This is a genomic window from Mesorhizobium sp. BH1-1-5, from assembly GCF_020165615.1.
GTDB lineage: Bacteria > Pseudomonadota > Alphaproteobacteria > Rhizobiales > Rhizobiaceae > Mesorhizobium.
Genome location: NZ_JAIUIM010000001.1, coordinates 44,621 through 67,572, shown reverse-complemented (window position 1 = coordinate 67,572; position 22,952 = coordinate 44,621). Strand labels below are relative to the sequence as shown.

Annotated in this window: 20 protein-coding genes; 6 read left to right on the top strand and 14 right to left on the bottom strand. The window is 64.6% G+C overall.

Translation table 11 applies throughout. From position 1 onward, the window contains the following. Positions 1-3: 3 nt before the first annotated feature. The 5 genes from LB572_RS00320 to LB572_RS00300 all read right to left on the bottom strand — a co-directional run bounded on the left by LB572_RS00320 (position 4) and on the right by LB572_RS00300 (position 4,810). On the bottom strand, positions 4-1,080 hold the full coding sequence (locus LB572_RS00320) for an imelysin family protein (RefSeq protein ID WP_224666224.1): 1,077 nt from the start codon (positions 1,078-1,080) through the stop codon (positions 4-6). Beyond that, positions 1,080-2,564 carry a di-heme oxidoredictase family protein gene (locus tag LB572_RS00315; RefSeq protein ID WP_412033526.1) on the bottom strand — a complete coding sequence of 495 codons (1,485 nt, stop codon included), beginning with the start codon at positions 2,562-2,564 and terminating at the stop codon, positions 1,080-1,082. Before LB572_RS00315 ends, LB572_RS00320 begins: the two co-directional genes overlap by 1 nt. A 132-nt stretch (positions 2,565-2,696) precedes the next feature. Continuing rightward, complete coding sequence (bfr, locus tag LB572_RS00310; protein ID WP_224666222.1) at positions 2,697-3,182, bottom strand: bacterioferritin; 486 nt, start codon at positions 3,180-3,182, stop codon at positions 2,697-2,699. After that, a complete protein-coding gene (locus LB572_RS00305) occupies positions 3,148-3,459 on the bottom strand; it encodes a (2Fe-2S)-binding protein (RefSeq protein ID WP_224666571.1) in 312 nt (103 codons plus the stop codon). The genes bfr and LB572_RS00305 overlap by 35 nt, the downstream gene beginning before the upstream one ends. Positions 3,460-3,520: 61 nt before the next feature. Further along, positions 3,521-4,810: an imelysin family protein gene (locus LB572_RS00300; RefSeq protein ID WP_224666221.1), complete on the bottom strand. Its 1,290-nt coding sequence runs from the start codon at positions 4,808-4,810 to the stop codon at positions 3,521-3,523. Between the two features lie 421 nt (positions 4,811-5,231). On the opposite strand from LB572_RS00300, the gene LB572_RS00295 reads away from it, so the two are divergent. The 3 genes from LB572_RS00295 (at position 5,232) to LB572_RS00285 (ending at position 7,153) form a co-directional block, all read left to right on the top strand. Continuing rightward, positions 5,232-6,485, top strand: coding sequence for an NAD(P)/FAD-dependent oxidoreductase (locus LB572_RS00295; RefSeq protein WP_224666220.1), 1,254 nt, complete (start codon positions 5,232-5,234; stop codon positions 6,483-6,485). Between the two features lie 127 nt (positions 6,486-6,612). Beyond that, a complete protein-coding gene (locus LB572_RS00290) occupies positions 6,613-6,936 on the top strand; it encodes a type II toxin-antitoxin system ParD family antitoxin (protein WP_224666219.1) in 324 nt (107 codons plus the stop codon). 31 nt (positions 6,937-6,967) lie between these two features. Continuing rightward, positions 6,968-7,153, top strand: a complete 186-nt coding sequence (locus LB572_RS00285; protein ID WP_263497737.1) for a type II toxin-antitoxin system RelE/ParE family toxin — start codon at positions 6,968-6,970, stop codon at positions 7,151-7,153. Positions 7,154-7,176: 23 nt separating this feature from the next. Here the strand turns inward: LB572_RS00285 and LB572_RS00280 are convergent, their stop codons facing one another. Further along, complete coding sequence (locus LB572_RS00280) at positions 7,177-8,454, bottom strand: 4-aminobutyrate--2-oxoglutarate transaminase (RefSeq protein WP_224666217.1); 1,278 nt, start codon at positions 8,452-8,454, stop codon at positions 7,177-7,179. Between the two features lie 311 nt (positions 8,455-8,765). On the opposite strand from LB572_RS00280, the gene LB572_RS00275 reads away from it, so the two are divergent. Genes LB572_RS00275 through LB572_RS00265 form a run of 3 tightly spaced genes read left to right on the top strand, consistent with a single transcriptional unit; the run spans position 8,766 to position 14,046 of the window. After that, positions 8,766-9,902: an efflux RND transporter periplasmic adaptor subunit gene (locus LB572_RS00275; protein ID WP_224666216.1), complete on the top strand. Its 1,137-nt coding sequence runs from the start codon at positions 8,766-8,768 to the stop codon at positions 9,900-9,902. Continuing rightward, positions 9,899-10,972 carry an efflux RND transporter periplasmic adaptor subunit gene (locus LB572_RS00270; protein WP_224666214.1) on the top strand — a complete coding sequence of 358 codons (1,074 nt, stop codon included), beginning with the start codon at positions 9,899-9,901 and terminating at the stop codon, positions 10,970-10,972. The genes LB572_RS00275 and LB572_RS00270 overlap by 4 nt, the downstream gene beginning before the upstream one ends. After that, positions 10,972-14,046 (top strand): efflux RND transporter permease subunit, encoded by a 3,075-nt coding sequence (locus LB572_RS00265; protein ID WP_318013954.1) that lies wholly within the window; start codon positions 10,972-10,974, stop codon positions 14,044-14,046. The genes LB572_RS00270 and LB572_RS00265 overlap by 1 nt, the downstream gene beginning before the upstream one ends. Before the next feature lie 199 nt (positions 14,047-14,245). Here the strand turns inward: LB572_RS00265 and LB572_RS00260 are convergent, their stop codons facing one another. From LB572_RS00260 to LB572_RS00225, 8 genes are all read right to left on the bottom strand, one after another. Further along, positions 14,246-14,992, bottom strand: coding sequence for an ABC transporter ATP-binding protein (locus LB572_RS00260; protein ID WP_224666213.1), 747 nt, complete (start codon positions 14,990-14,992; stop codon positions 14,246-14,248). Then, positions 14,989-15,825 carry an ABC transporter ATP-binding protein gene (locus tag LB572_RS00255; protein ID WP_140805986.1) on the bottom strand — a complete coding sequence of 279 codons (837 nt, stop codon included), beginning with the start codon at positions 15,823-15,825 and terminating at the stop codon, positions 14,989-14,991. The genes LB572_RS00260 and LB572_RS00255 overlap by 4 nt, the downstream gene beginning before the upstream one ends. 10 nt (positions 15,826-15,835) lie before the next feature. Continuing rightward, entirely contained in the window at positions 15,836-16,756 is a 921-nt protein-coding gene (gene nikC, locus LB572_RS00250; RefSeq protein ID WP_140805984.1) for a nickel transporter permease, read from the bottom strand. Beyond that, entirely contained in the window at positions 16,753-17,820 is a 1,068-nt protein-coding gene (locus tag LB572_RS00245) for an ABC transporter permease (protein WP_140805982.1), read from the bottom strand. Before LB572_RS00245 ends, nikC begins: the two co-directional genes overlap by 4 nt. A gap of 18 nt (positions 17,821-17,838) precedes the next feature. Further along, a complete protein-coding gene (locus LB572_RS00240; RefSeq protein ID WP_412033524.1) occupies positions 17,839-19,476 on the bottom strand; it encodes an ABC transporter substrate-binding protein in 1,638 nt (545 codons plus the stop codon). A 257-nt stretch (positions 19,477-19,733) separates the two neighbouring features. After that, positions 19,734-21,008: a lytic murein transglycosylase gene (locus tag LB572_RS00235; protein WP_412033523.1), complete on the bottom strand. Its 1,275-nt coding sequence runs from the start codon at positions 21,006-21,008 to the stop codon at positions 19,734-19,736. Beyond that, a complete protein-coding gene (gene recR / locus LB572_RS00230) occupies positions 21,005-21,610 on the bottom strand; it encodes a recombination mediator RecR (RefSeq protein ID WP_040985994.1) in 606 nt (201 codons plus the stop codon). The genes LB572_RS00235 and recR overlap by 4 nt, the downstream gene beginning before the upstream one ends. Before the next feature lie 192 nt (positions 21,611-21,802). Beyond that, complete coding sequence (locus LB572_RS00225; protein ID WP_140805963.1) at positions 21,803-22,783, bottom strand: cell wall hydrolase; 981 nt, start codon at positions 22,781-22,783, stop codon at positions 21,803-21,805. Positions 22,784-22,952 lie beyond the last annotated feature (169 nt).

Sequence of the window (22,952 nt, the reverse complement as noted above, 5' to 3'; positions counted from 1 at the left end):
CGATCAATCTCCGTCCAGCGACGAGAAGCCCGCGGTCAGACCGAACTCGGCGGTCATCCTGGTGCCGATCAAGGTCGACAGGCTCGACGTGATCAACGCGAAATGCTCGAGCTTGTCGCGCGGCGCCGGATCGGCAAGCGCCTTGTCGATCGATCCGGAGACGGACTTCGCTGTTGTCACGCCGTTGGTGAGCTGGATGTGGATGGACTCAGCCATCCATTGCGCATCGGCAGGCAGCGCATCGCCAAGCTGCGATGCCTGGAACAGTTGATCGATGCCGGACAGGTTTGCGGCGAGCGAAGCCGTCGTGTTTTGCGAGCGCCAGTAGATCGCCTGCTTCGGCTTGTCGGCATCGGGCTTGGCGCCGAGGAAGCCCTTGAGCCGCACGTCGCGGATCATTTCCAGCTCGTTGATGAAGACGCCGACCAGTTCCGTCACCGCTTCATTGCCGTCGCGGTAGAGCGGGTTCTTCGGGCCCGGATCGGCCCAGAGCGAGGCAAAGCCGTCAGGCTTTTGCCAGGCGTCGCGCACGTCGCCAGCCATCGTTTCGACGTTGCCGGCGACAGCCATGCCGTAGGCGCAGCGATAGGGATCGTCTTTCCCGGCAAGGGTTTCGGCGCCATCGCCGTAGAGCACATATTCAAGGGCGCCCAGGCCCTGCATGGCGACGCTCTTTTGCGCCAGTTGCGCCGGATTGGTGGCGGACGGGTCCTTGGACGCGAGGGTCGCCTGCACTTGCCTCAAACCGATGCTCTTGCGGTCCGGCCAATAGAGCATGCGCTCCAGCCGGTTGTTCTCCTTGATCGGCCCGAAGGCAATGATCTCGACCACCGACCAGGCCTCGACCGTGCCGGAAAACGCCGAACGCGCCGCTTCGAGATTCTTTTCGGACGGCGTTTCGCAAAGCTGGTGCATCGCCTGGGTCAGGCTCGCCGCATGCTCGTCGAGACTGGAATAGGCCGGGCGGACGAACCCGTCGATCGCGCGGCCGATGACGTCGGAGGCCTTCACGGCGGCCCATGCCGGCAGGGAGGTGGCCAGGAAAAGCGGAAGGGCGAAGGCGGCCAAGCGTTTCGACATCAGAGCGACTCCAGGAATTTGATCAGCGCGTCACGATCGGCCGCGGCGGCGCCGGCAAAGCGGTCGCGCGCCTTTTGGCCCTCGCCGCCATGCCACAGGATCGCCTCGGCAAGCGTGCGGGCGCGACCGTCGTGCAGGTAGAAAGCATTCCCGTTGACTGTCGCGGTGAGCCCAATACCCCAGAGCGGCGGGGTGCGCCACTCGCTGCCGCTCGCTTCGCCCACCCGTTGCCCGTCGGCAAGGCCCTCGCCCATGTCGTGCAGCAGGAAGTCGGAATACGGCCAGATCAGTTGGAAAGCCTGCGCCTTGTTGGGCGTGCCGCGCATGGTGACGAATTTCGGCGTGTGGCAGGCAATGCAGCCCATCTCGTAGAACTGCTTCTTGCCGGCAAGCACGTCAGGCCTATCGAGATCGCGCCGCGCCGGCACGGCCAGGTTCTGCGAATAGAAGGTGACCAGATCCATCACCGGGGGCGGCGCCTCGGCCGTGCCGAGGCGTTGCTGCACGCCGTTCGGCATTGCAAGGCAATCCACCTGCGCTTTGGTGCAGTCGCCCCAATGCTTCGGCATTTCCGGCGTCGAGATGCCGATATCGCCGGCGAAGGCATCGGCCGCCTGCTGGCGGATCGAGGCGGTCTGCGCCTTCCAGCCGAAGCGGCCCAAGGTCACCGCGCCGCTCAATTCGTCGCGCACGATGTTGGGCCGGCCCGAAATGCCGTCATTGTTGCGATCATCCGGATCGGCATTGGCGAGGATATCGGCAGGCGCGATCTGCTCGATCAGGCCGAGCCCGATCATCGGCGGCGTCAGGCGCGGCGAGAGCGTGGTGCGCGGATCGAGCGGGCCGTAGCCAAGACTTTCGACGAAATAGCGCGGCTTGCGCAGCGAAACCACCGCGCCATTGCCAAGCGCGACCTTTTCCTCGGAATACTCAATACGCATGCGGCCCTCGCCCTTGAGGCCGGGGACCGCAAGATCCTGCAGTTGCGCGCCATAGACCGGATCGGGAAAGTTCAGCCCCTTGTGGTCGGCAAGCGCGGCCTTTTCCTCAGCGCTGCCGGCATCGCGCGCGAGCCGGAGGAACATCGACGTCGATCCGGCATCGCCTTCCGGCGGACGTCCGCGACCGTCCTTAAGATGGCAGTTCTGGCAGGCGCGCTCGTTGAACAACGGTCCGAGCCCGTCCGAAGCCTGGGTCGAAGACGGCGACGACACCCAGTTCTTGCGGAAGAGCGCATTGCCGAGCTTGAAATAGCCCTCTTCCTCGAAAGTGATGTTGGCGGAAGATTGCGAGAAGGCGTCGCGGTTGACGTCCTTGCGCGACGTGCCAGCGCCGCCCTGCATCAGCTCGAACGGCTCGGGCTTGGTGAAGTCGATCGTTGGCCTGGTGACGGCCAGAACCCGCGCCTGGTCCTTCGGCGTCAGGTCGGTGCGGCTCGTCGGCGTAGCGGCTGGCTCACCGGCCATAGCGGGAACGGAAAGCATGATCGCCAGCAAAAGCGACGCCCCGCTGCCGATCCAGTGTCGCGGGGTCTTCTGAGGCGGCAGGCCGTCGATTGCGGCCCGCCGAGCGCGGCGCGAAAAATGATCTACGGGGCGCCGCATTCCCGCATGTCCTTACTCCGCCTCGTTGGCCGAGTCGGCGTTGAGCAGGCCGTATTTTTCCTCGCCGATCGAGGCAAGCAGGTCGAGCTGCGTTTCCAGGAAGTCGATATGGCCTTCCTCGTCGGTCAAGAGGTCCTCGAACAGCTTCATCGAAACGAAGTCGCCTGCGTCGTGGCAGATCTCGCGCGAGCGCTTGTAGGCGGTGCGCGCGTCATATTCGCCGGCAAGATCGGATTCGAGCACTTCCTTGACGTTCTGGCCGATGCGCAACGGCGCGACGGACTGCAGGTTCGGATGGCCTTCGAGGAAGATGATGCGGGCGATCAGCCGGTCGGCGTGATGCATTTCCTCGATCGATTCCGCCCGCTCCTTCTTTGCCAGCTTGGTGTAGCCCCAATCCTCGAGCAGACGATAATGCACCCAGTACTGGTTGACGGCTCCAAGCTCCAGAAACAGAGCTTCATTAAGCCGCTCGATGACCAGCGGTTCGCCTTTCATGGGTTCTGCTCCCGTATTGGCCGCGCAAACCTCTCACGCGATCCAGGTGTGAAACGATGTCCACGCCGCCCACCTCTGAGCGGGCGTGGTAGTTCTCGGTGACCCGAATGATCGTTTCCACCACATTTGGGAAACAGCCGCAACAGCGACCGCGCTTGCGCATCGCGTGATAGACCTTCGCGGGCACGATCAGCTGCCAGGGATCCTCGTCCAGCAGGCCGACGATCGTCTGCTCGATCTCCTTCTCGGTGATGATGTTGCAATGGCAGATCAGCATTGACTTGCTCTGGCTGATGGCGCCGGCCACGGCGCCGCTTGGCTGGTGGGTGCGTCTAGTCCTACTTGAACACCTTGTCGGGCGCGTCGAGGCTGTCGGAGCCCTCGAAGGCGATCTGGTTCAGCTTGAGCGAGCCGACGGCGCGCTCGATCGACTTGGTCTGGTCGATCAGGGCATCGATCGCCGCCTGCACGGTGGCGTTGCCTTGCGCGTTGCCCTCGGCGATCTGCTGGTCATAGGCCTCGCCGGCCAGCGCGCGCGCCTGGATGGCCTCCATCTTGGCGACGCTGGTGTCGAGCTTGCCCGACAGCTCCTTGTCGATCGCCGGATCGGCCGCCTTCACCATCTCGGACACCGATGGACCCGAAATCACCGAGCCGTCGAGCCGCTTGTAGCTGGCGTGGTAGGCGTCGCGGATGCCGACCGCGTCATAGAGATGCGAGATATAGGTGTTGTCGGAGAAGCAGTCGTGCTCTTCTTCCGGATCGTGCAGCAAAAGGCCGAGCTTCATGCGCTCGCCGGCCAGCTCGCCATAGGAAAGCGAGCCCATGCCGGTGAAGACGGTGGAGATGCCGGCATTCGCGTCGCCGTCGGTGAGGTTCTTGCGCGCTGCGCCGTCCTCCTTCCAGTTGCCGACCATCTCCTGCAGGTCGGACACCAGAAGGTCGCTCGCCGACTTCAGATATTCGGCGCGACGGTCGCAATTGCCGCCCGTGCAGTTCTTGAGGTCGTAGTCCGTATAGGGTCGCTCGCCGGCGCCCGGGCCGGTGCCGTGCAGGTCCTGGCCCCAGAGCAGGAATTCGATGGCGTGATAGCCGGTCGCGACATTGGCTTCGACGCCGCCGGCCTCCTGCAGCGTGCCGGAGAGGAATTCCGGCGTCAGCTTCGAGGCGTCGACCTTCTTGCCGTTGATCTCGATTTCCTTGTTGGCGATGACGTTGGCCGTATAGAGCGCGTTTTCGTCCGACTCGGTGCCGTAGCTCTTGGCGACATAGTCGATCAGGCCCTCATCCAGCGGCCAGGAATTCACCTTGCCTTCCCAGTCGTCGACGATCTTGTTGCCGAAGCGGTAGACTTCGGTCTGCTGGTAAGGAATGCGCGCCGCCTTCCAGGCTTCGCGGGCAGCGTTCAACGTGTCGGCCGAGGGGCTGGCGACGAGCGTGTCCACCGCCTTGTCCAGCGCCTGCGCCGTGGTCAGCGAATCCTCGTATTTGGCCAGAGCGATGTCGGCATAGGTCTTGATCACCGCCTTCGCGTCGGTCTCGGCCTTCGCCGGCAACACGAAAACCGCCGCCGTCAGTGCAGCCGTGGCGCAGATCGCAGCCAGCCTGCCGCCGTTACGTGCCGTCATTATCCTTCTCCAGTTCTTTGGAAACTCAACAATAGGCGCATGTGTCCACCCGCGCCGAGGCATGAGCATGCCGGGAAAAATGGTGGCCGCGCCGATGCGCGGTTCGCGATAAAAAGACACCCACTTGCCTCCAATCGAAAGGGTTCAAGGCCCAGACATCAAAGGGATGCGCTTTGCGCGCAGCTCTCCATAAAGCGATGGCGAGGCCGGGAGTCAACTGGCGCTGCAGAAAAAATTCAATTGAAACAATAGTTTAGAACTATTCTAAACTAGGATTATCAACTTTAAGACGATCGCCCGACCGGGAGACAGGATTGACAGGCGGCCGTTCTGGGTGCGACCCGGACGCCTACCCTTGCGACGGTGGCAGACAATCGCCACCTGGCGCAAGAGCCTAGATTTGCTGAGTAAAAGGATTGCGATGACGAACGGGGTTGTGATTGTCGGTGCCGGCCATGCCGGCGTGCAGGCCGCAGCCAGCCTGCGCGAAGAGGGCTATGAAGGTCCTGTCGTCCTGATCGGCGATGAGAAGGAACTGCCCTATCACAAGCCGCCGCTGTCCAAGACCTTCATCAAGGATGCCGAGGCCAAGCCGCAGCCCTTGCGCGGCGAAGCGTTCTACACCGGCAACACCATCGATTACCGGCCGGGCGTTCGCATCGAGCGCATCGATGCCCGCGCGAGCCAGTTGAATGTCGCAGGCGGTGGGACGCTCCGCTTCGACCGGCTGATCCTCGCTACCGGCTCGCGGCCGCGCCTGCTCAAGCTCGACGGCGCCGGCCTTGCCGGCGTGGTCTCGCTGCGCTCGCTGGCCGATGCGCGCCTGATCCGCGAGCTCAGCGCGCAAACCGAGGACGTGGTCATTCTCGGCGGCGGCTTCATCGGCCTGGAGATCGCGGCGACACTGAGAGCCGCGGGCCGCAACGTCACCGTCGTCGAGGCGGTCGACCGGCTGCTTGGCCGCGCCGTGGCGCCGGTGATCGCTTCCCATGTGCGCCAGCGCCTGGAGGCGACCGGCATGCGCATCCTGACCGGCACCACCGTCGCCCGGCTCGAGGGCGAAGGCGGCCGCGTCTCGGCCGCGATCACCTCCGGCGGCGAGCGCCTGCCGGCGCAAATGGTGATCATCGGCATTGGCGTGGTGCCCAATGTCGAACTGGCCGAAGCCGCCGGCCTGGCCACCGGCAACGGCATCCGCGTCGACCAGCATATGCGGAGCTCTGTTCCCGAAATCCTCGCCATCGGCGACGCCGCCGCCTATCGCCACTGGTTCACAGGCGGCGACGTGCGGCTGGAATCGGTGCAGAACGCCACCGACCAAGCGCGGCTTGCCGCGCGCACCATCCTCGGCCATGTCGAACCGTTCTCAGCGGTGCCATGGTTCTGGTCGGATATCGGCGACATGAAGCTGCAGATGGTGGGACTGACGCAAGGCGGGGACAGCCACGTTGTGCTCGGCGATCTCGCCGACAACAGGTTCTCGATCTACCACTATGCCGGCGACCGGCTGCTCGGCATCGAATCCGTCAACCGCCCGGCCGACCACATGCTCGGCCGCAAGATGCTCGGCGCCGGCTTCTCGCCGACGCCGCAAACGGTGGCGGGCGGGCCGGATGCACTGAAGGCGGCGCTCGCGGCCTTCAGTCAGGACGAACCGTCCCGGGCGGCGAGCTGATTGTTCAATCCAGTATGATGATAACAACGCTCGGGAGTGCGAAAGGACGCACCCACCAAGCCTTGGCAAAAGTCCATCGCCGAATTATCATAAATTGATAATTTCAGATAAAGTGAAAGATTGCCCCATGCCTGCAAGCTACAGCATTGGCTCCCGCTACGAGGCATTCGTGCGCGAGCTTGTCGAGAGTGGCCGCTACGCCAGCGCAAGCGAAGTCGTGCGCGATAGTCTGCGCCTGCTGGAGGAGCGTGAAGAGCACCGACAGGCAAAGCTTGCCGCACTGCGTGAGGACATCCGTAAGGGTATAGTCCGTAAGGGTATAGAGAGCGGGCCAGCCATTGCAGCCGACGAGGTTTTTGATCGGCTGGAGAAAGGATACGCGGCATGCAGGACATCGAAGAGATTGGCGATTACCTCCAAGCTGAAAATCCGGCGGCCGCCCGCCGCTTGATAGCGGCACTTCGAGTGCGATGGACACCATCTTGGATGCACCACGTGGTGGCGCTCCCCGTTCCGAACTCTGGCGCGGCCTGCGTTCCGTCGCGTTCCAGAGATATGTCATCTTCTATACCGTCGAGGGCAACAATGTGCGCGTTGAGCGCATCCTGCATGGCTCGCGCGACATCCAGGGCATTTTCGATGAAGGGAAGCCGCCCAAGGATAGTTGAAGCCGACACTCTGACAACTTCGATTAAGCCACCCGTGCGTCGCGGATCGAGGTTTCCAGGATATCCAGCGCCTCGGTCATGACGCCGTCCTGGATGGTGATCGGCGACAGGAAGCGGATGACGTTGCCGTAGACGCCGCAGGTGAGCAGGATGAGGCCCTTGTCCAGCGCCTTCAGCCTGACCGCGTTGGCGAATTCGGCCGACGGCAGGCCCTTCTTCACGTCGTTGAACTCGACCGCGTTCATGAAGCCCGGGCCGCGGATGTCGACGATCTCCGGGACGTCGTCGCGGATCGATTCAAGCCGCTGCTTCAGCCTGGCGCCGAGCGCATTGGCGCGGTCGCAGAGCTTTTCCTCGTCGATGACGTCGAGCACGGCGTGCGCCGCGGCGACGCCGATCGGGCTGCCGCCATAGGTGCCGCCGAGCCCGCCGGGGCCGGGCGCGTCCATGATCTCGGCGCGGCCGGTGACGGCCGACAGCGGGAAGCCGCCGGCAAGGCTCTTGGCCATGGTGGTGAGGTCGGGCGCCACGTCATGATGATCCATGGCGAACATCTTGCCGGTGCGGGCAAAGCCGGTCTGCACCTCGTCGGCGACGAGCAGGATGCCATGCTGGTCGCAGATCTTGCGAAGGGCTGCCATGAAATCGCGCGGCGCCTCGTAGAAGCCGCCCTCGCCCTGCACCGGCTCGACGATGATGGCGGCGACTCTGGCCGGATCGACATCGGCCTTGAACAGCTTGTCGAGCGCGGCCAGCGAATCCGCGACCGAGACGCCGTGCAGCGCGACCGGGAAAGGCGCGTGGAAGACATCGCCCGGCATGGCGCCGAAGCCGACCTTGTAGGGCACGACCTTGCCGGTCAGCGCCATGCCCATGAAGGTACGGCCATGGAAGCCGCCGGAAAAGGCGATGACCGCCTGGCGGCCGGTGGCGTTGCGGGCGACCTTTATGGCGTTCTCAACCGCCTCGGCGCCGGTGGTGACGAAGATGGTCTTCTTGTCGAACTTGCCGGGCAGCATGCCGTTCAGCCGCTCGGCGAGATGCACGTAGCTCTCATAGGGCACGACCTGGTGGCAGGTGTGGGTGAAGCGGTCGAGCTGCGCCTTGACGGCCTCGATCACCTTCGGGTGGCGATGGCCGGTGTTGACCACGGCGATGCCCGACGAAAAGTCGATATAGCGGCGGCCTTCGACATCCCAGATTTCCGAATTCTCGGCGCGATCGGCGTAGATCTGCGTCGTCATGCCGACGCCGCGCGAGATCGACTGGTTCTTGCGTTCGGAAATGGCTGAATTCTTCATCTCGTCCCTCATCGGGTCATCCCTCATCGAGATTGGGCCCGTTCTCGTTGATGCCGTTGAAATCCCTTCTGGCCTTATTTCACGTTTTGCTCAAGTCGGCACATGGTCCCGTCAGTTGGGCCTGCCTAGAAGCAATTCCAGGAAAGTGGGGCGCGGTCCGTGCGGAATTGCGTCAGACAGAAAGAAACGATCTTAACCAGCCCGGCGATGCATGCCTCGGAAATGGTTTCCTTTTCCCGCCGATCGATTAATCTCGTTTCATCCGCGACGTGCCGCCGTCAGGAGCGGCTCCCACGGGTTGAGGGGAACCCATGAGCAGGAACGCGACATCGTCCGCCTTGCCGTCTTCGCCGCTCCGCCTGCTTGTTCGTGCAAAAACCTTGCTGCTGCTGGCTTGTGCCGGCGCGGCGCTTTCGGCGGCCGGCTGCCAGAAGCAGCAGGCGGCGGAAAAGAAATTGCCGGTGGTGGTGACGACGCAGACGGTCGCGCTCGCCGACTACGCGCCACGGACCTCGCTGACCGGGGTGATCGCGGCACGCACGCTCAACAATCTGTCGTTCCGCGTCGGCGGCCGGGTCGCCGAACGTCTGGTCGATGTCGGCCAGCATGTCGACCAGGGCGCGGTGCTTGCCCGCATCGACCCGCAGGAGCAGGAATCCGACCTGCGTTCGGCCCAGGCCGATCTCGACGCGGCGCAGGCGCAGCTGACCCAGGCCGCGGCCACATACCAGCGGCAAAAGACGCTGCTTTCGCAGGGTTTCACGACGAGACGGGAATTCGACACCGCCAACCAGACGCTGAAAGTGTCGCAAGGCAGCGTCGACGCGGCGCAGAGCGCCTTGGCCAACGCCAAGGAAAACCTTTCCTACACCGAGCTCAAGGCGGGCGCCGCCGGCGTCATCACCGCGCGCCAGGTCGAGGCCGGGCAGGTGGTGCAGGCGGCGCAGACCGTGTTCACCATCGCCGAGGACGGCGACCGCGACGCGGTCTTCAACGTGCATGAAACGCTGGTTGCCCAGACGCCGCCCTCGCCCGCGGTGACGATCACGCTGCTGTCGGACCCACAGGTCCGCGCGGTTGGAAAAGTGCGCGAGATCTCGCCGGCGGTCGATACCCAGTCGGGATCGATCCGGGTCAAGGTCGGCATTCCCGACACGCCCGCTGGCATGCCGCTGGGCGCGGCCGTGATCGGCACGGTCAGCGCCAGGTCGGTGAAAGCCATCCTTTTGCCCTGGCAGGCGCTGACCTCGACGGCGGGCAAGCCCGCCGTCTGGATCGTCGACCCGTCGAGCAAGGCGGTGGCGACGGCGCCGGTCGACGTGCTCGCCTTCGATTCCGGTATCGTCGTCGTCGACAAGGGTTTGCAGGAAGGCCAGAGCGTCGTCACCGCCGGCGGACAGTTGCTCAGTCCCGGACAGAGGATCGAGGTGGCGGGGGCGAACCAATGAGCCGATTGCCGCGCATCGCTCCCCTGCTCGTCCTTGCAGCGCTTGCCGCCTGCTCGCGCTCGGAAGAGAAGCCGCCGGAGATCATCCGGCCGGTGCTGTCGGTGGTGATCGAACCGAAGACAGTCGAGACCTTCGGCTTCGCCGGTTCGGTCGAGCCGCAATTCAGCGCCGACCTTGCCTTCCGCCTGCTCGGCCGCGTCGTCTCGCGCGACGTCAAGGTCGGCGACCTCGTCACCAAGGGCACGACCATCGCGGCGCTCGATCCGACGGCGCTGGAGCTTGCCGTCCAGGCTTCGAAAGCCGATCTGTCGAACGCGCAGGCGCAGTTCACCAACGCCGCCGCCAGCGAGGATCGCCAGCGGCAGCTGCTTGCCTCGGCCAACACCTCGCAAGCCACTTTCGATGCCGCGAAGCAAGCGCGGCAGGCGGCGGAAGCCGGCGTGGAGCGCGCCAATGCCGCTTTGGCCAAGTCGCAGGAGCAGCTCGGCTACGCCCGGCTGTTTTCCGATTTCGACGGCGTCGTCACCGCTACCGGCGCCGAAGTCGGCCAGACCGTTTCGGCCGGGCAGACCGTCGTCACCGTGGCGCGCACCGACCCGCGCGAGGCGGTGGTCGACATCCCGGACCAACTGGTCGGCGACCTCACCGTCGGCATGCCCTTCGAGATCGTTCTGCAGTCGGTGCCGAGCATCAAGGCGGACGCCAAGCTGCGCGAGATCGCGCCGCAGTCGGAAGGCACAACCCGCACACGGCGCGTCAAGCTGACGCTGGTCAATCCGCCGACGGCTTTCCGGCTCGGCTCGACGATCACGGCGACGCGCATGACCAAAGTCGCGCCGACAATCGAACTGCCGATATCGGCGCTGCTCGAAAAGGACGGCTCGGAGAAAGTCTGGATCGTCGATCCGCGATCCTCCAGCGTGAGCACGCGCGAGATCAAGGTCGCCTCGAAGGGCGGCGGCAGCTTCACGGTGGCGGAAGGGCTCGAGGCCGGCATGCGCGTCGTCACCGCGGGCGTGCACAGCCTGAGCGAAGGCCAAAAGGTCAAAGTACCGGAGGGAGGGGTCTGATGAAGGGCTTCAATCTCTCCGACTGGGCGCTCGGCCACCGTTCGCTGGTCTGGTATTTCATGCTGGTCTTCGTGGTGGCCGGCATCTTCTCCTATCTCAACCTCGGCCGCGAGGAAGACCCTGCCTTCACCATCAAGACCATGATCATCCAGGCCAACTGGCCCGGAGCCTCGGTCAAGGAAACGGTGCAGCAGGTGACCGACCGCATCGAGAAGAAGCTCGAGGAGCTCGACAGCCTCGACTTCACCCGCTCCGTCACCACCGCCGGCCAGACCGTCATCTTCGTCAACCTGAAGGACACCACCAAGGCGCGCGACGTCGTGCCGAACTGGCTTCAGGTGCGCAACATGGTCAACGACATCAAGGCGCAGTTCCCGCAGGGCGTGCAGGGGCCGTTCTTCAACGACCGCTTCGGCGACGTCTACGGCAACATCTATGCCTTCACCGCCGACGGGCTGACGCCGCGCCAATTGCGCGACTATGTCGAGGACGTCCGCACCAGTATCCTGACCGTACCGAATGCCGGCAAGGTCGATCTGGTCGGGGCGCAGGACGAGGCCATCTATCTGGAATTCTCGACCCGCCAGATCGCGGCGCTCGGCCTCAACCAGCAGGCGATCGTGGCCAGCCTGCAGGCGCAGAACGCGATCACACCGTCCGGCGTCATCCAGTCCGGGCCGGAGCGCATCAGCGTGCGGGTCGGCGGCCAGTTCACCTCCGAGGAGAGCCTGCGGGCCATCAACCTGCGCGTCAACGACCGCTTCTTCCGGCTGAGCGACGTGGCGACGATCAGGCGCGGCTATGTCGACCCGCCGACTGCCTTGTTCCGCTTCAACGGCCAGGACGCGATCGGGCTCGCCATCGGCATGAAGCCCAACGCCAATCTGCTGAAATTCGGCGAGGCGTTGCACGAGGAGATGCAGAAGGTGCTGGCCGATTTGCCGGTCGGCGTCGGCGTGCATCTGGTCGCCGACCAGCCGGTCATCGTCGAGGAGGCGGTGTCCGGCTTCACGCGGGCGCTGTTCGAAGCCGTCGCCATCGTGCTCGCCGTCTCCTTCATCAGCCTCGGGCTGCGCGCCGGCTTCGTGGTCGCGCTGTCGATACCCCTGGTGCTCGCGATCACCTTCACCGTCATGGAATATCTCGGGATATCGCTGCAGCGCATTTCGCTCGGCGCGCTGATCATCGCGCTCGGGCTGTTGGTCGACGACGCGATGATCGCGGTCGAGATGATGGTGGCGCGGCTGGAGGTGGGCGACAATCTGCGCAAGGCGGCGACTTATGTGTACACGTCGACCGCCTTCCCGATGCTGACCGGCACGCTGGTGACGGTCGCCGGCTTCATCCCGATCGGCCTCAATTCGAGCGCCGCCGGCGAATACACCTTCACGCTCTTCGTCGTCATCGCGGTGTCCTTGCTTGTGTCATGGATCGTGGCGGTGCTGTTTGCGCCGCTGCTCGGCGTCACCATCCTGCCGGCGACGATGAAGGCCAAGCATCACGACCAGCCTGGCCGCTTCACCTCGCTGTTCAGGCGCGTGCTCGTCTTCTCGGTGCGCCGCCATTGGCTGACGATCATCGTGACGGTGCTTCTGTTCGCGGCTTCGATCGCCGGCTTCGGGCTTGTGCAGCAGCAGTTCTTCCCGCCTTCCGATCGGCCGGAGCTGATCGTCGACTGGAACCTGCCGCAAAACTCCTCGATCACCGAGACGCGCGACCAGATGGAGCGCTTCGAGCAGCGCGCGCTGGTCGGCAATCCCGACATCGACCACTTCTCCTCCTATATCGGCCAGGGCGCGGTGCGCTTCGTGCTGGCCTATGACGTGCAGCCGGCCAATCCCTATTTCGGCCAGACGGTGATCGTCACCAAGAGCATCGAGGCACGCAACCGGGTGAAACCGGCGCTGGAGAAGCTGCTGCGCGCGGAGTTTGTCGGCACCGATGCCTTCGTCAAGCCGCTCGAGCTCGGGCCACCGGTCGGGCGTCCAGTGCAGTACCGCGTCGGCGGTCCCGACATCCAAACGGTGCGGGAACTCGCGCAGCAGTTTGCCGGCGTGATCTCGGCCAATCCGAAGCTTGCCGCGCCGACCTTCGACTGGAACGAGCCGCAGCGCGTGTTGAGGGTCGACGTGCTGCAGGACAAGGCGCGCCAGCTCGGCATCACCTCGTCCGACATCGCCAGCGCGCTGAACAGCACGGTGGGCGGCTCGACGATCACGCAGGTGCGCGACGCGACATATCTCATCAATGTCGTGGCGCGATCGCGCGAAGCCGAGCGCGGCTCGATCGAGACGCTGCAGAACATGCAGCTGCCGACCGGAAACGGCGAAGCGATCCCGCTCGCCGCGGTCGCCAACTTCCGCTACGACCTCGAGCAGCCGACCGTGTGGCGCCGCAACCGGACGCCGACGATCACCGTGCGCGCCGGGCTGGTCGGCGACGTACTGCCGGCCACCGTCGTCACCGAGCTGAAGCCGTCGGTCGAAGCCTTTATCGCCAAGCTGCCGCCCGGCTATTCGGTCGAGACGGCGGGCTCCGTCGAGGAAAGCGCCAAGAGCCAGGGGCCGATCGCGGCCGTGGTGCCGCTGATGCTGTTCATCATGGCGACCATCCTGATGGTGCAGTTGCAGAGCTTCCAGCGCCTGTTCCTGGTGGTGGCGGTGGCGCCGCTCGGCCTGATCGGCGTGGTGGCGGCGCTTGTGCCCAGCGGCGCGCCGCTGGGTTTCGTCGCCATTCTCGGCGTGCTGGCGCTGATCGGCATCCTGATCCGCAACTCGGTCATCCTGATCGTGCAGATCGAGGACCTCGTCGCCGAAGGCAAGGACCGCTGGGCGGCGGTGATCGAGGCGACCGAGCATCGCATGCGGCCGATCGCGCTGACCGCCGCGGCCGCCAGCCTGGCCCTGATCCCGATCGCGCGCGAAGTGTTCTGGGGACCGATGGCCTACGCCATGATGGGCGGCATCATCGCCGGCACGGCGATCACCCTGCTGTTCCTGCCGGCGCTTTACGTGACTTGGTTCAGGGTGAAGGAGCCGAAGGAGGGGCAGGACGGCGGAGCGGCAGCAACGTAATCAACGTCGCGATCCTTCACACCCCTCTCTGGCCCTGCCGGCCATCCCCCCGCAAGGGGGGATTGAGCGCTCGGCGGGTTTCGCCAATCACCAATGCTGCAGGATAGAGCGAGGCGCAAGAACTGCTGATCTCCCCCCTTGCGGGGGAGATGTCCGGCAGGACAGAGGGGGATGCGGCGACGGAACGCAACCTACGGACCTACACCCTGACAAACCCCTCGCTCGCCCTGAGCAGATTGCGCGTATAGTCCTCGCTGACGCGGTGGCCGATCAGCTGGCTCGCGGTCAGCGTTTCCACCGCCTCGCCGTTCTGCATCACCATCAGCCGCTCGCACATATGGGTAATGATGGCGAGGTCGTGGCTGACCATCAGGAAGGTGAGCTTGCGGCGGCGGCGCACCTCTTCCAGCAGGTTCAGCACCTCCGCCTGCACCGAGGCGTCGAGCGCCGAGGTCGGCTCGTCGAGCAGAAGGACCGAAGGTTCGAGGATCAGCGCGCGCGCAATGGCGACGCGCTGGCGCTGGCCGCCGGAGAGCTGGTGCGCGTAGCGGAAGCGGAAGCCCTTGCCGAGGCCGACCTCGTCCAGCGCGCGCTCGATGCGCTTCTCGCCGTCGGCAATGCCATGGATCGCAAGCGGCTCCTGCAGCAGGCGGTCGACCGTCTGGCGCGGATGCAACGAGCCGTAGGGGTCCTGGAACACCATCTGCACATCGCGGTAAAAGGCCTTGTCGCGGGTCTTGCCAAGGGTCTTGCCGTTGACGGTGATGGTGCCCGAAGCGACAGGCGCAAGGCCGGTGATGGTCCTCAGCAGCGTCGACTTGCCGGAGCCGCTTTCGCCGACAAGGCCGTAGGATTCGCCTTCCCGCACGTCGAGGCTGACGCCCTTCAGCGCGCGGAAACGGTCGAAGACCACTTCCAACCCTTCGACAGTGATGGAAGCCGTCATTCCGCCCACTCCGGCTTGCGGTCGAGCACCGGCAGCGGGTGGCGCTCGAAGCCGATCCTCGGCATGCAGTTGAGCAGGCCGCGCGTGTAGGGGTGCTGGGCATCGCGCAGTTCGGAAGCCTTGATCTGCTCGACGACCTTGCCGGCATACATGACGACGACGCGGTCGCAGAAGGACGAAACCAGGCGCAGGTCGTGCGAGATGAAGATCAAGCCCATGCCACGCTCGGCGACGAGCTTGTCGAGGATCTTGAGCACGTCGAGCTGCACGGTGACGTCGAGCGCCGATGTCGGCTCGTCGGCGATCATCAGCTCGGGCCCGGTGACCAGCATCATGGCGATCATGGCGCGCTGGCCCATGCCGCCCGAGACCTCGTGTGGGTAAAGATCGAAGACACGGGCCGGATCGCGGATCTGCACCGCCTGCAGCATGGCCAAAGCGCGCTTGCGAGCCTCGGCCTTGGAGACCTTTTCATGCGTGCGCAGCGTCTCGACGATCTGGCGGCCGATAGTCATCACCGGATCGAGCGAATATTTCGGATCCTGCAGGATCATGGCGATGCGGTTCCCCCGCAACGCGCGTCGCTGGCGGGGCGATATCGACAGCAGATCTATGCCGTCGAAGGCGAGCTTCCTGGCCGACACCTCGGCCTGCGGCGGCGTCAGCCCCATGATGGCGCGGCCGGTCTGCGATTTGCCGGAGCCGCTCTCGCCGACGATGCCGAGACGCTCGCGACCGAGCGAGAAGGAGACGCCGCGCACCGCGTGTACAAGGCCGGTGCGGGTCGGGAAGGTGACGCGCAGGTCGTCGACGTCGAGGAGCGTGTCGCTCATTGGTCACCACTCATTGATCACCACTCCGGGGATCGAGCGCATCGCGCAGGCCGTCGCCGAGCAGGTTGAAGCCGAGGCTGACGATGAGGATGGCGGCACCAGGTGCAGCGGCGACCCACCACTGGTCGAGGATGAAGCGGCGGCCGGACGCGATCATCGCGCCCCATTCAGGCAGCGGCGGCTGGGCGCCAAGGCCAAGGAAGCCGAGGCCGGCGGCGGTCAGGATGATGCCGGCCATGTCCAGCGTGACGCGGATGATCAGCGAGGAGATGCAGAGCGGCATGATGTGCCGCAGCACGATGCGGAAGGGCGATGCGCCCATCAACTGCACCGCCTTGATGTAGTCGGAGTTGCGCACCGTCAGCGTTTCCGCGCGAGCAATGCGGGCGTAAGGCGGCCAGGAGGTGATGGCGATCGCCAGCACCGCGTTCTCGATGCCGGGTCCGAGCGCCGCGACGAAGGCGAGCGCCAGCACGAGCTTCGGAAAGGCAAGAAAAATGTCGGTGATGCGCATCAGGATCGTGTCGGTCCAGCCGCCGGCATAACCGGCGATCGTGCCGACCAGCAGGCCGATGGGCGCGGCGATGATGGCAACGAGGATCACGACATAAAGCGTCCAGCGCGCGCCGTAGACGATGCGCGAATAGATGTCGCGGCCAAGGTCGTCGGTGCCGAACCAGTGCGCGGCGCCCGGCGGCAGCAGGCGGGCGTTCTTCAGATCGCCGACGGTCGGCGAATAGGGCGCCAGCACATCGGCAAAGGCGGCCACCACCAGCAGCGCGATGATGATCAGCATGCCGACCAGCGCCAGCCGATTGGCGGAGAAGCGACGCCAGGCGACATAGGCGCGGCCGAGCCTTGCCTGCAGGCGCGAGACCGGCCGGTCGCTGAGCAGCCACGCGCGACGGGACTGGATGGTTTCGGCGCTCATCCAACCCTCGTCCTTGGATCGAGCAGCCGGTAGAGCAGATCGGACAAGAGGTTGATGGCGATGAAGACCGAGCCGATGGCGATGGTGCCACCAAGCACCGCGTTCATGTCGGCGTTCTGCAGCGAATTGGTGATGTAGAGGCCGATGCCCGGCCAGGAGAAGACGGTCTCGGTCAGCACCGAGCCTTCGAGCAGGTTGGCATAGGAAAGCGCGATCACGGTGACCATCGGCACGGCGGCGTTGCGCAGCGCGTGACCCCAGATGATGCGGCGCTCCGACAGGCCCTTGGCGCGCGCCGCGACGATATATTCCTGCGCCAGCTCGTTCAGCATGAAAGAGCGGGTCATGCGGCTGATATAGGCGAGCGACAGATAGCCGAGCAACGCGGCCGGCAGGACGATGTGACGCCAGGCGTCGTAGAAGACGTCCCACTGCCCCTGGATCGCGGCATCGAGCAAATAGAAGCCGGTGATCGGCGTGAATGTGTATTCGTAGACGACGTCGAGCCGCGCCGGAAAGGCGATCCATTGCAGCTTGGCGTAGAACAGCACCAGCCCGAGCAGACCCAGCCAGAAGATCGGCACGGAATAGCCGATGAGGCCGACGATGCGGGCGACCTGGTCGATCAGGCTGCCGCGCTTGACGGCGGCCAGCACGCCGAGCGGCACGCCGATGACGGCGCCGATGATCGTGCCCAGCGTCGCCAGCTCGATGGTCGCCGGGAAGACCCGGCGGATATCGGTCATCACCGGATTGGTGGTCAGCACCGACGTGCCGAAGTCGCCGCTCAGCGCTGCTTTGACATAGAGATAGAACTGCTCGATCCAGGGCAGGTCGAGTCCCATCTCGCGGCGCGTGCGCTCGACGACGGCGGTCGGCGCGCGGTCGCCGAGAACGGCCAGCACCGGATCGATCGGGATGACGCGGCCGATGAAGAAGGTCACCGCGAGAAGACCGAGATAGGTGGTCACCGCAATGACCAGGAAGCGGCCGAGCGACGATAGGATGGCGACGGCGCGGGCGCTGCCGCCCCCTGCCGCCGCCTGGTTTTCAGTTACGCTCACGCGGCGGGTCCGCCGACGCTATTCCTTGGAGACCGCGCCGACGAAATTGGTGTCGAAGCTCGGACCGAGCGCAAAGCCCTTGAGGTTCTTGCGTAGCCCCGCCACTTCCAGCTGCTGGTGGATGATGACGAAGGGGCTGGTGTCGAGGATCTTCTGCTGCAGGTCCTTGTACATATCGGCGCGCTTGCCCGAATCCTTCTCCAGCAGCGCCGCCTCGGTTTCCTTGGTCAGGTCCGGGATGTCCCAGGCATTGCGCCAGGCCAGCGTCTTGATCTTGGCGTCGTCGGAATTGTCCGGGTTAGAGGCGAAGGTCTGGGCGTTGGAGTTCGGATCGAAATAGTCCTGGCCCCACTGGCCGATATAGATATCGTGGTTGCGGGCGCGGTATTTTGTCAGCGTCTGCTTACCATCGCCCGGAATGATCTCCATCTGAATGCCGGCCTGGCCGAGCGTCTGCTGGATCGACTCCGCCATGCCGGTCGTCGGCTGACCCGTGCGCACGTCCATGGTTACCTTGAAACCATCAGGCAGACCCGCCTTGGCGAGCAATTCCTTGGCTTTGGCGACATCGAATTTGAAGGGATTGTCATCCATTGCGCCGAGGTCGCCCTTGGGCAGGAAGGACTGATGGATTTCGCCGATGCCCTTGAGGATTGTCGCGCCGAGCGCATCGTAGTCGACCAGATATTTGAACGCCTGCCGAACCTCGGGCTTGGCAAGCGTCGGGTTCTTCTGGTTGAGGCTGATGTAATAGACCGTGCCCTTCGGCGCGCTGGTGGTGGTGAGATCGGCCTTCTTGGCAATGGCGTCGAGGTCGTTCGGCTCGAGGTTGCGGGCGACGTCGATATCGCCGGCCTCGAGCGCCAAGCGCTGTGCCGAGCTTTCCTTCATGTTGCGATAGATGACGCGCGCGAGCTTGGCCTTCTCGCCATTGTAATTGTCGTTGCGCTCCATGACGACGGCCTCGTTGGCGCGCCACTCACGCAGCTTGTACTGGCCCGAACCCGCATAGCCGGTCTTCAGCCAGGCATTGCCGAAGTCGTTGTCCCATTTGTAGTCGGCGCTCGGCGTGACGGCGGCGACATGTTCCTTGACCAGCTTGGCGTCGACGACCGAGGCGACCGTGGCCGACAGGCAGTTCAGCACGAAGCTCGGCGCGTAGGGTTTGTCGACGACGAACTGGAAGGTGGTGTCGTCGACGGCCTTGGCCTTTTCGGTGACATTGTCGCCGGTGATGCCGAACTGGTTGATGATGAAAGCCGGGCTCTTGTCGAGCTTGATGGCGCGCTCGAAGGAATAGGCGACATCGGCCGCGCTGATCGGATTGCCGGACGCGAATTTCATGCCCGGCTTCAGTTTGAACGTGTAGGTCAGGCCGTCATCGGAAACGGTCCAGCTCTCGGCGAGGTCGCCCTTGACCTTGGACGTGTCGCTGAGGTCGAGGCGGACCAGGAGATCATAGGTGTTGCCGGTGACCTCGGCCGTCGACAGCTCGAACGCTTCGCCCGGGTCCATCGAGATGATGTCGTCAATGGCGAAGCCCTCGACCAGCGTGTCGGCCGGCGTGACCGCGAAGGCGGGCGCTGCGAGCAGCGCGGACAGCGCGGCGCCCGCAAGCAAGGCGCGAGAGCGGTGAGCAAACTTTTCCAGCATCATGGTGATCGTTCCCTGTTTTGTTGACCTGAGTTCCCGGCTCAGGGCTGTATTCTTCTTTGCAAGGCCGGCTTCGACCGCTTACCGTCGTGGTTTTTGTCCAGTTGGTCAACTCCCTATTCGACGGCCCACGAAGCGGCAACGCGCTCTCTGCGCGACACCGTATCGGACCAAAAGGGCCGCGATGAGTCGACCATGCGCCGACTATTGAAGCCGCCGACCCGGAAAAATTTGCCAGGGTCCTGCCTGGAAGGCAGTCGCTATTTCAGCTGCGCGACCAGCGCTACATCGGGAAAGCAGGTGGCGGGCCTGCCGTTCTTGGACTGCCAGATGCCGATCGAGCGGCGCGTCTTGAAGCCGGGCAGGCCGTCGGCGCTGCCGACATCGTAGCCCTTGGCCTCCAACGCCCGCTGCAGGGCGGCGATATCGGAACGATGGAGATCGCCGACCGCGCCCCAGGCGCCGGCGAAAGTGGCGTCGCCCCTGGCGATGCGGTCGGCGGCATGGCCGATGAACAGCCCATAGAGATCGCTGTTGTTGTATTGCTTGATCACATAGAAGTTCGGCGTGACGATGAAGCCTGGGCCGCTGCGCCCGGCCGGCATCAGAAGGAAACCCTCGGCCTTCAACTCGCTTGGTGGAAACGCCTTGCCGTCGACGCGCCTGATGCCCATCGCCACCCAATCGGAAATCTTCTTGCCCTGGTCGGGTCCTTCAAGCGAGCAGGAGACATTGGCCGGAACCGTCACCTCGGTCCCCCAGCCGCGCCCCCTCACCCAGCCATAATGGACGAGGTAGTTGGCGATCGAGGCGAGCACGTCGGGCGTCGAATTCCAGATGTCGGGCCGGCCGTCGCCATCGAAGTCGACGGCGTGCTTGAGGAACGAAGTCGGCATGAATTGCGGCTGGCCGAGCGCGCCGGCCCAGGAGGACTTCATCGCGTTGACCGGCGCCAGCCCGCGCTCGACGATTTCGAGCGCCGCCAGCACCTCGGTGCGGAAGAAATCCTTCTTGGTCGACATGAACGCCTTGGTGCCCAGCACCTCGAAGGCGTCATAAGGCATCTTGGCCGCGCCGAAGCCGGTCTCGCGACCCCAGATGGCCAGCACGATCTCGCCAGGAACGCCGTAGCGCTTCTCGATCAGCCCGAGCGTCCGGGCGTTGGCGCTCTCGCGCGTCCTGCCGCCCGACGTGACGGCCCGAACGATCTTCTCAGCGAAATAGTTGGCCGGCGGGCCGAACTCGGCCTGGTGCTGCTTCTGGGGCGTCGTCGGCTTTTCGCCGGGCAGGACGAGATCGGGCAGCTTGAGGTTCGGCTTCACGCCGAGGAAGGCGGCGTCGAAGGTTTTCTTCGAGATGCCCTTGGATTTGGCCTCGGGCCAGAGATCGGTTTGGAGCCAGGCCTGGAACTGGTCGTCGATGGCGGCGGCGCGGGTGGGGGTGGTGAGAAGGAGGCTGAATATTGCGAGCAGAAGAAATGCAAGGCTGTACTTGGAAAAGCCGCGTTCTGTCGCCCCCCTCCCCAGTCTCCTCAAAACGCCGTCCTCGATCGCAGCGCAGCGGCCAGCGTGCCTTCGTCAAGGTAATCGAGCTCGCCGCCGACCGGCACGCCATGCGCGAGCCGCGTCACCTTGACCTCGAAGCCAGACAACTGATCCGTCAAATAATGCGCGGTGGTCTGCCCCTCGACGGTGGCGTTGACGGCAAGGATGACTTCTTTCACCTCGCCGCCAGCGACGCGGTCGACCAGCGATCGAATGTTGAGCTGGTCGGGACCGATGCCGTCGAGCGGCGACAGCGTGCCGCCGAGCACATGGTAGCGCACATTCATGGCCGCCGCGCGCTCCAGCGCCCAGAGGTCCGAGACGTCCTCGACGACGATCAGCGTGCCGGCGTCGCGGCGCGGGTCGGTGCAGATCATGCACGGATCGGAGGTGTCGACATTGCCGCAGGTCGAGCAGATGCGCACCTTGTCGACCGCCTCGCCCATGGCGGCGGCCAAAGGCTCGAGCAGTTGCTCCTTCTTCTTGATGAGATGAAGCGCGGCGCGCCTGGCTGACCGCGGGCCAAGCCCCGGCACCTTGGCCAAGAGCTGGATCAGGCGTTCGATTTCCGGACCGGCGATTCTCTTCGACATCGCCTTGATCTAGAGCAATTCCGGGAAAAGTGCGAAGCGGTTTTCATTCCGGAATTGCGTGAAAACGAAAAGATCGATCAGTTCGCCGTTTCGTGAAATGGCGGACTGATCCAGGATTTTTCAGGACAGCCAGCAACGGCACAGGGCCCGCCATGCTGCCATGACGGGCCCTGTGTTGGATGCAATCGGGTTTCAGTTGGCTTCGAGCGGCCGGTTCTGGCTGACGATCATCGCGCCGATGGCGTCGGTGTTCTCAGGCGTCGACTGGAAGCCCATCGCCGCTTCCTGTGGCGCGTTGGGCACCGAGGTGATGTAACGGCCCTTGAGCGTGCCGCCGAAACGCGAGGCGTCCGGTTCGGCCATCGGCTCCTGCATCGCCACGACCACCTGCTTCTGCGCGAGACGGCCGGACTTCGAGGATGATGGGGCAGCCGGAGCGGCGGAAGCCGTCACATAGGTCTGGTCGGTGGAAGCGGTTTCGGTCCGCGCGGCAGCCATCGCTGCTTGCTTGGCGGGATCCGAACGGACGATCGTCTTGACCACCGGCTCGGCGGAAGCCACCAGAACCGGAGCGGCAGGGTCGATCTTCTGCTGTTTGTCGGAGGCCATGGCGACCATCGGCTCGTCCGGCAGCGGCTGCCAGTTGCGGCCGCGCTTCTCATAGAAGGCGTTGCCGCCGGCGACCATGGTGTAATGCATGTTCTTGTAGGGGAAGTGCAGGCCGGCGGTGTGGAAATACATCGTGTTCTTGAGCTTGGTCTTGCGCTCGCCGCGCAGCACCGCGTCGGCGGCTTCCTCGACGTCGGGCAGCGCCCTGGAGTTCATCGGCCGCGTCATCACGCCGGGCGCGAACTGGCCTTTCTCACCGACGACTTCGCAGATGGTGTTGCCGTGCTGGCCCGAGCGCAGCCGGTTCATCACGACCGTGCCGACGGCGACCATGCCGTCGCGACTCGACCGGTTGGACTCGAAGAACATCGCCCGTTGCAGGCACTCCTTGTCCTTCAGCGAGTGGCTGGAACGGGAAGTGAGGAAACTCGGCGTGAGGGCATCGGTCAGGCCCGACACCGACATGCCATGCGAGGAAGTAGTCTGGCTGCAGCCGGCCAGGAGCAAGGGGGAAGTGACGATGCCGATAAGCAGCAGCGGCGTCTTCCATCGCGTCGCGATCACCAAAAAAGCCTCATGTCCAGATGCCAGCCCGCCCCGAGATGTGGCAAGAATGAGACTCTTTCGGGCAAAAAGATGGCTAGAGGGTTAGCAACTTCTGGACTTGGGTAAAACTTTATGAAAGCCGCGAAATGAACCCGTGAGCAACGCCGGCAAAATGGTTAACAACGCG

What these genes read in the sequence shown, in the direction of transcription:
- LB572_RS00320 (WP_224666224.1), bottom strand. Translation starts at nt 1,080, where the DNA reads ATGTCGAAACGCTTGGCCGCCTTCGCCCTTCCGCTTTTCCTGGCCACC.
- LB572_RS00315 (WP_412033526.1), bottom strand. Translation starts at nt 2,564, where the DNA reads ATGCTTTCCGTTCCCGCTATGGCCGGTGAGCCAGCCGCTACGCCGACG.
- bfr (WP_224666222.1), bottom strand. Translation starts at nt 3,182, where the DNA reads ATGAAAGGCGAACCGCTGGTCATCGAGCGGCTTAATGAAGCTCTGTTT.
- LB572_RS00305 (WP_224666571.1), bottom strand. Translation starts at nt 3,459, where the DNA reads ATGCTGATCTGCCATTGCAACATCATCACCGAGAAGGAGATCGAGCAG.
- LB572_RS00300 (WP_224666221.1), bottom strand. Translation starts at nt 4,810, where the DNA reads ATGACGGCACGTAACGGCGGCAGGCTGGCTGCGATCTGCGCCACGGCT.
- LB572_RS00295 (WP_224666220.1), top strand. Translation starts at nt 5,232, where the DNA reads ATGACGAACGGGGTTGTGATTGTCGGTGCCGGCCATGCCGGCGTGCAG.
- LB572_RS00290 (WP_224666219.1), top strand. Translation starts at nt 6,613, where the DNA reads ATGCCTGCAAGCTACAGCATTGGCTCCCGCTACGAGGCATTCGTGCGC.
- LB572_RS00280 (WP_224666217.1), bottom strand. Translation starts at nt 8,454, where the DNA reads ATGAAGAATTCAGCCATTTCCGAACGCAAGAACCAGTCGATCTCGCGC.
- LB572_RS00275 (WP_224666216.1), top strand. Translation starts at nt 8,766, where the DNA reads ATGAGCAGGAACGCGACATCGTCCGCCTTGCCGTCTTCGCCGCTCCGC.
- LB572_RS00270 (WP_224666214.1), top strand. Translation starts at nt 9,899, where the DNA reads ATGAGCCGATTGCCGCGCATCGCTCCCCTGCTCGTCCTTGCAGCGCTT.
- LB572_RS00265 (WP_318013954.1), top strand. Translation starts at nt 10,972, where the DNA reads ATGAAGGGCTTCAATCTCTCCGACTGGGCGCTCGGCCACCGTTCGCTG.
- LB572_RS00260 (WP_224666213.1), bottom strand. Translation starts at nt 14,992, where the DNA reads ATGACGGCTTCCATCACTGTCGAAGGGTTGGAAGTGGTCTTCGACCGT.
- LB572_RS00255 (WP_140805986.1), bottom strand. Translation starts at nt 15,825, where the DNA reads ATGAGCGACACGCTCCTCGACGTCGACGACCTGCGCGTCACCTTCCCG.
- nikC (WP_140805984.1), bottom strand. Translation starts at nt 16,756, where the DNA reads ATGAGCGCCGAAACCATCCAGTCCCGTCGCGCGTGGCTGCTCAGCGAC.
- LB572_RS00240 (WP_412033524.1), bottom strand. Translation starts at nt 19,476, where the DNA reads ATGATGCTGGAAAAGTTTGCTCACCGCTCTCGCGCCTTGCTTGCGGGC.
- recR (WP_040985994.1), bottom strand. Translation starts at nt 21,610, where the DNA reads ATGTCGAAGAGAATCGCCGGTCCGGAAATCGAACGCCTGATCCAGCTC.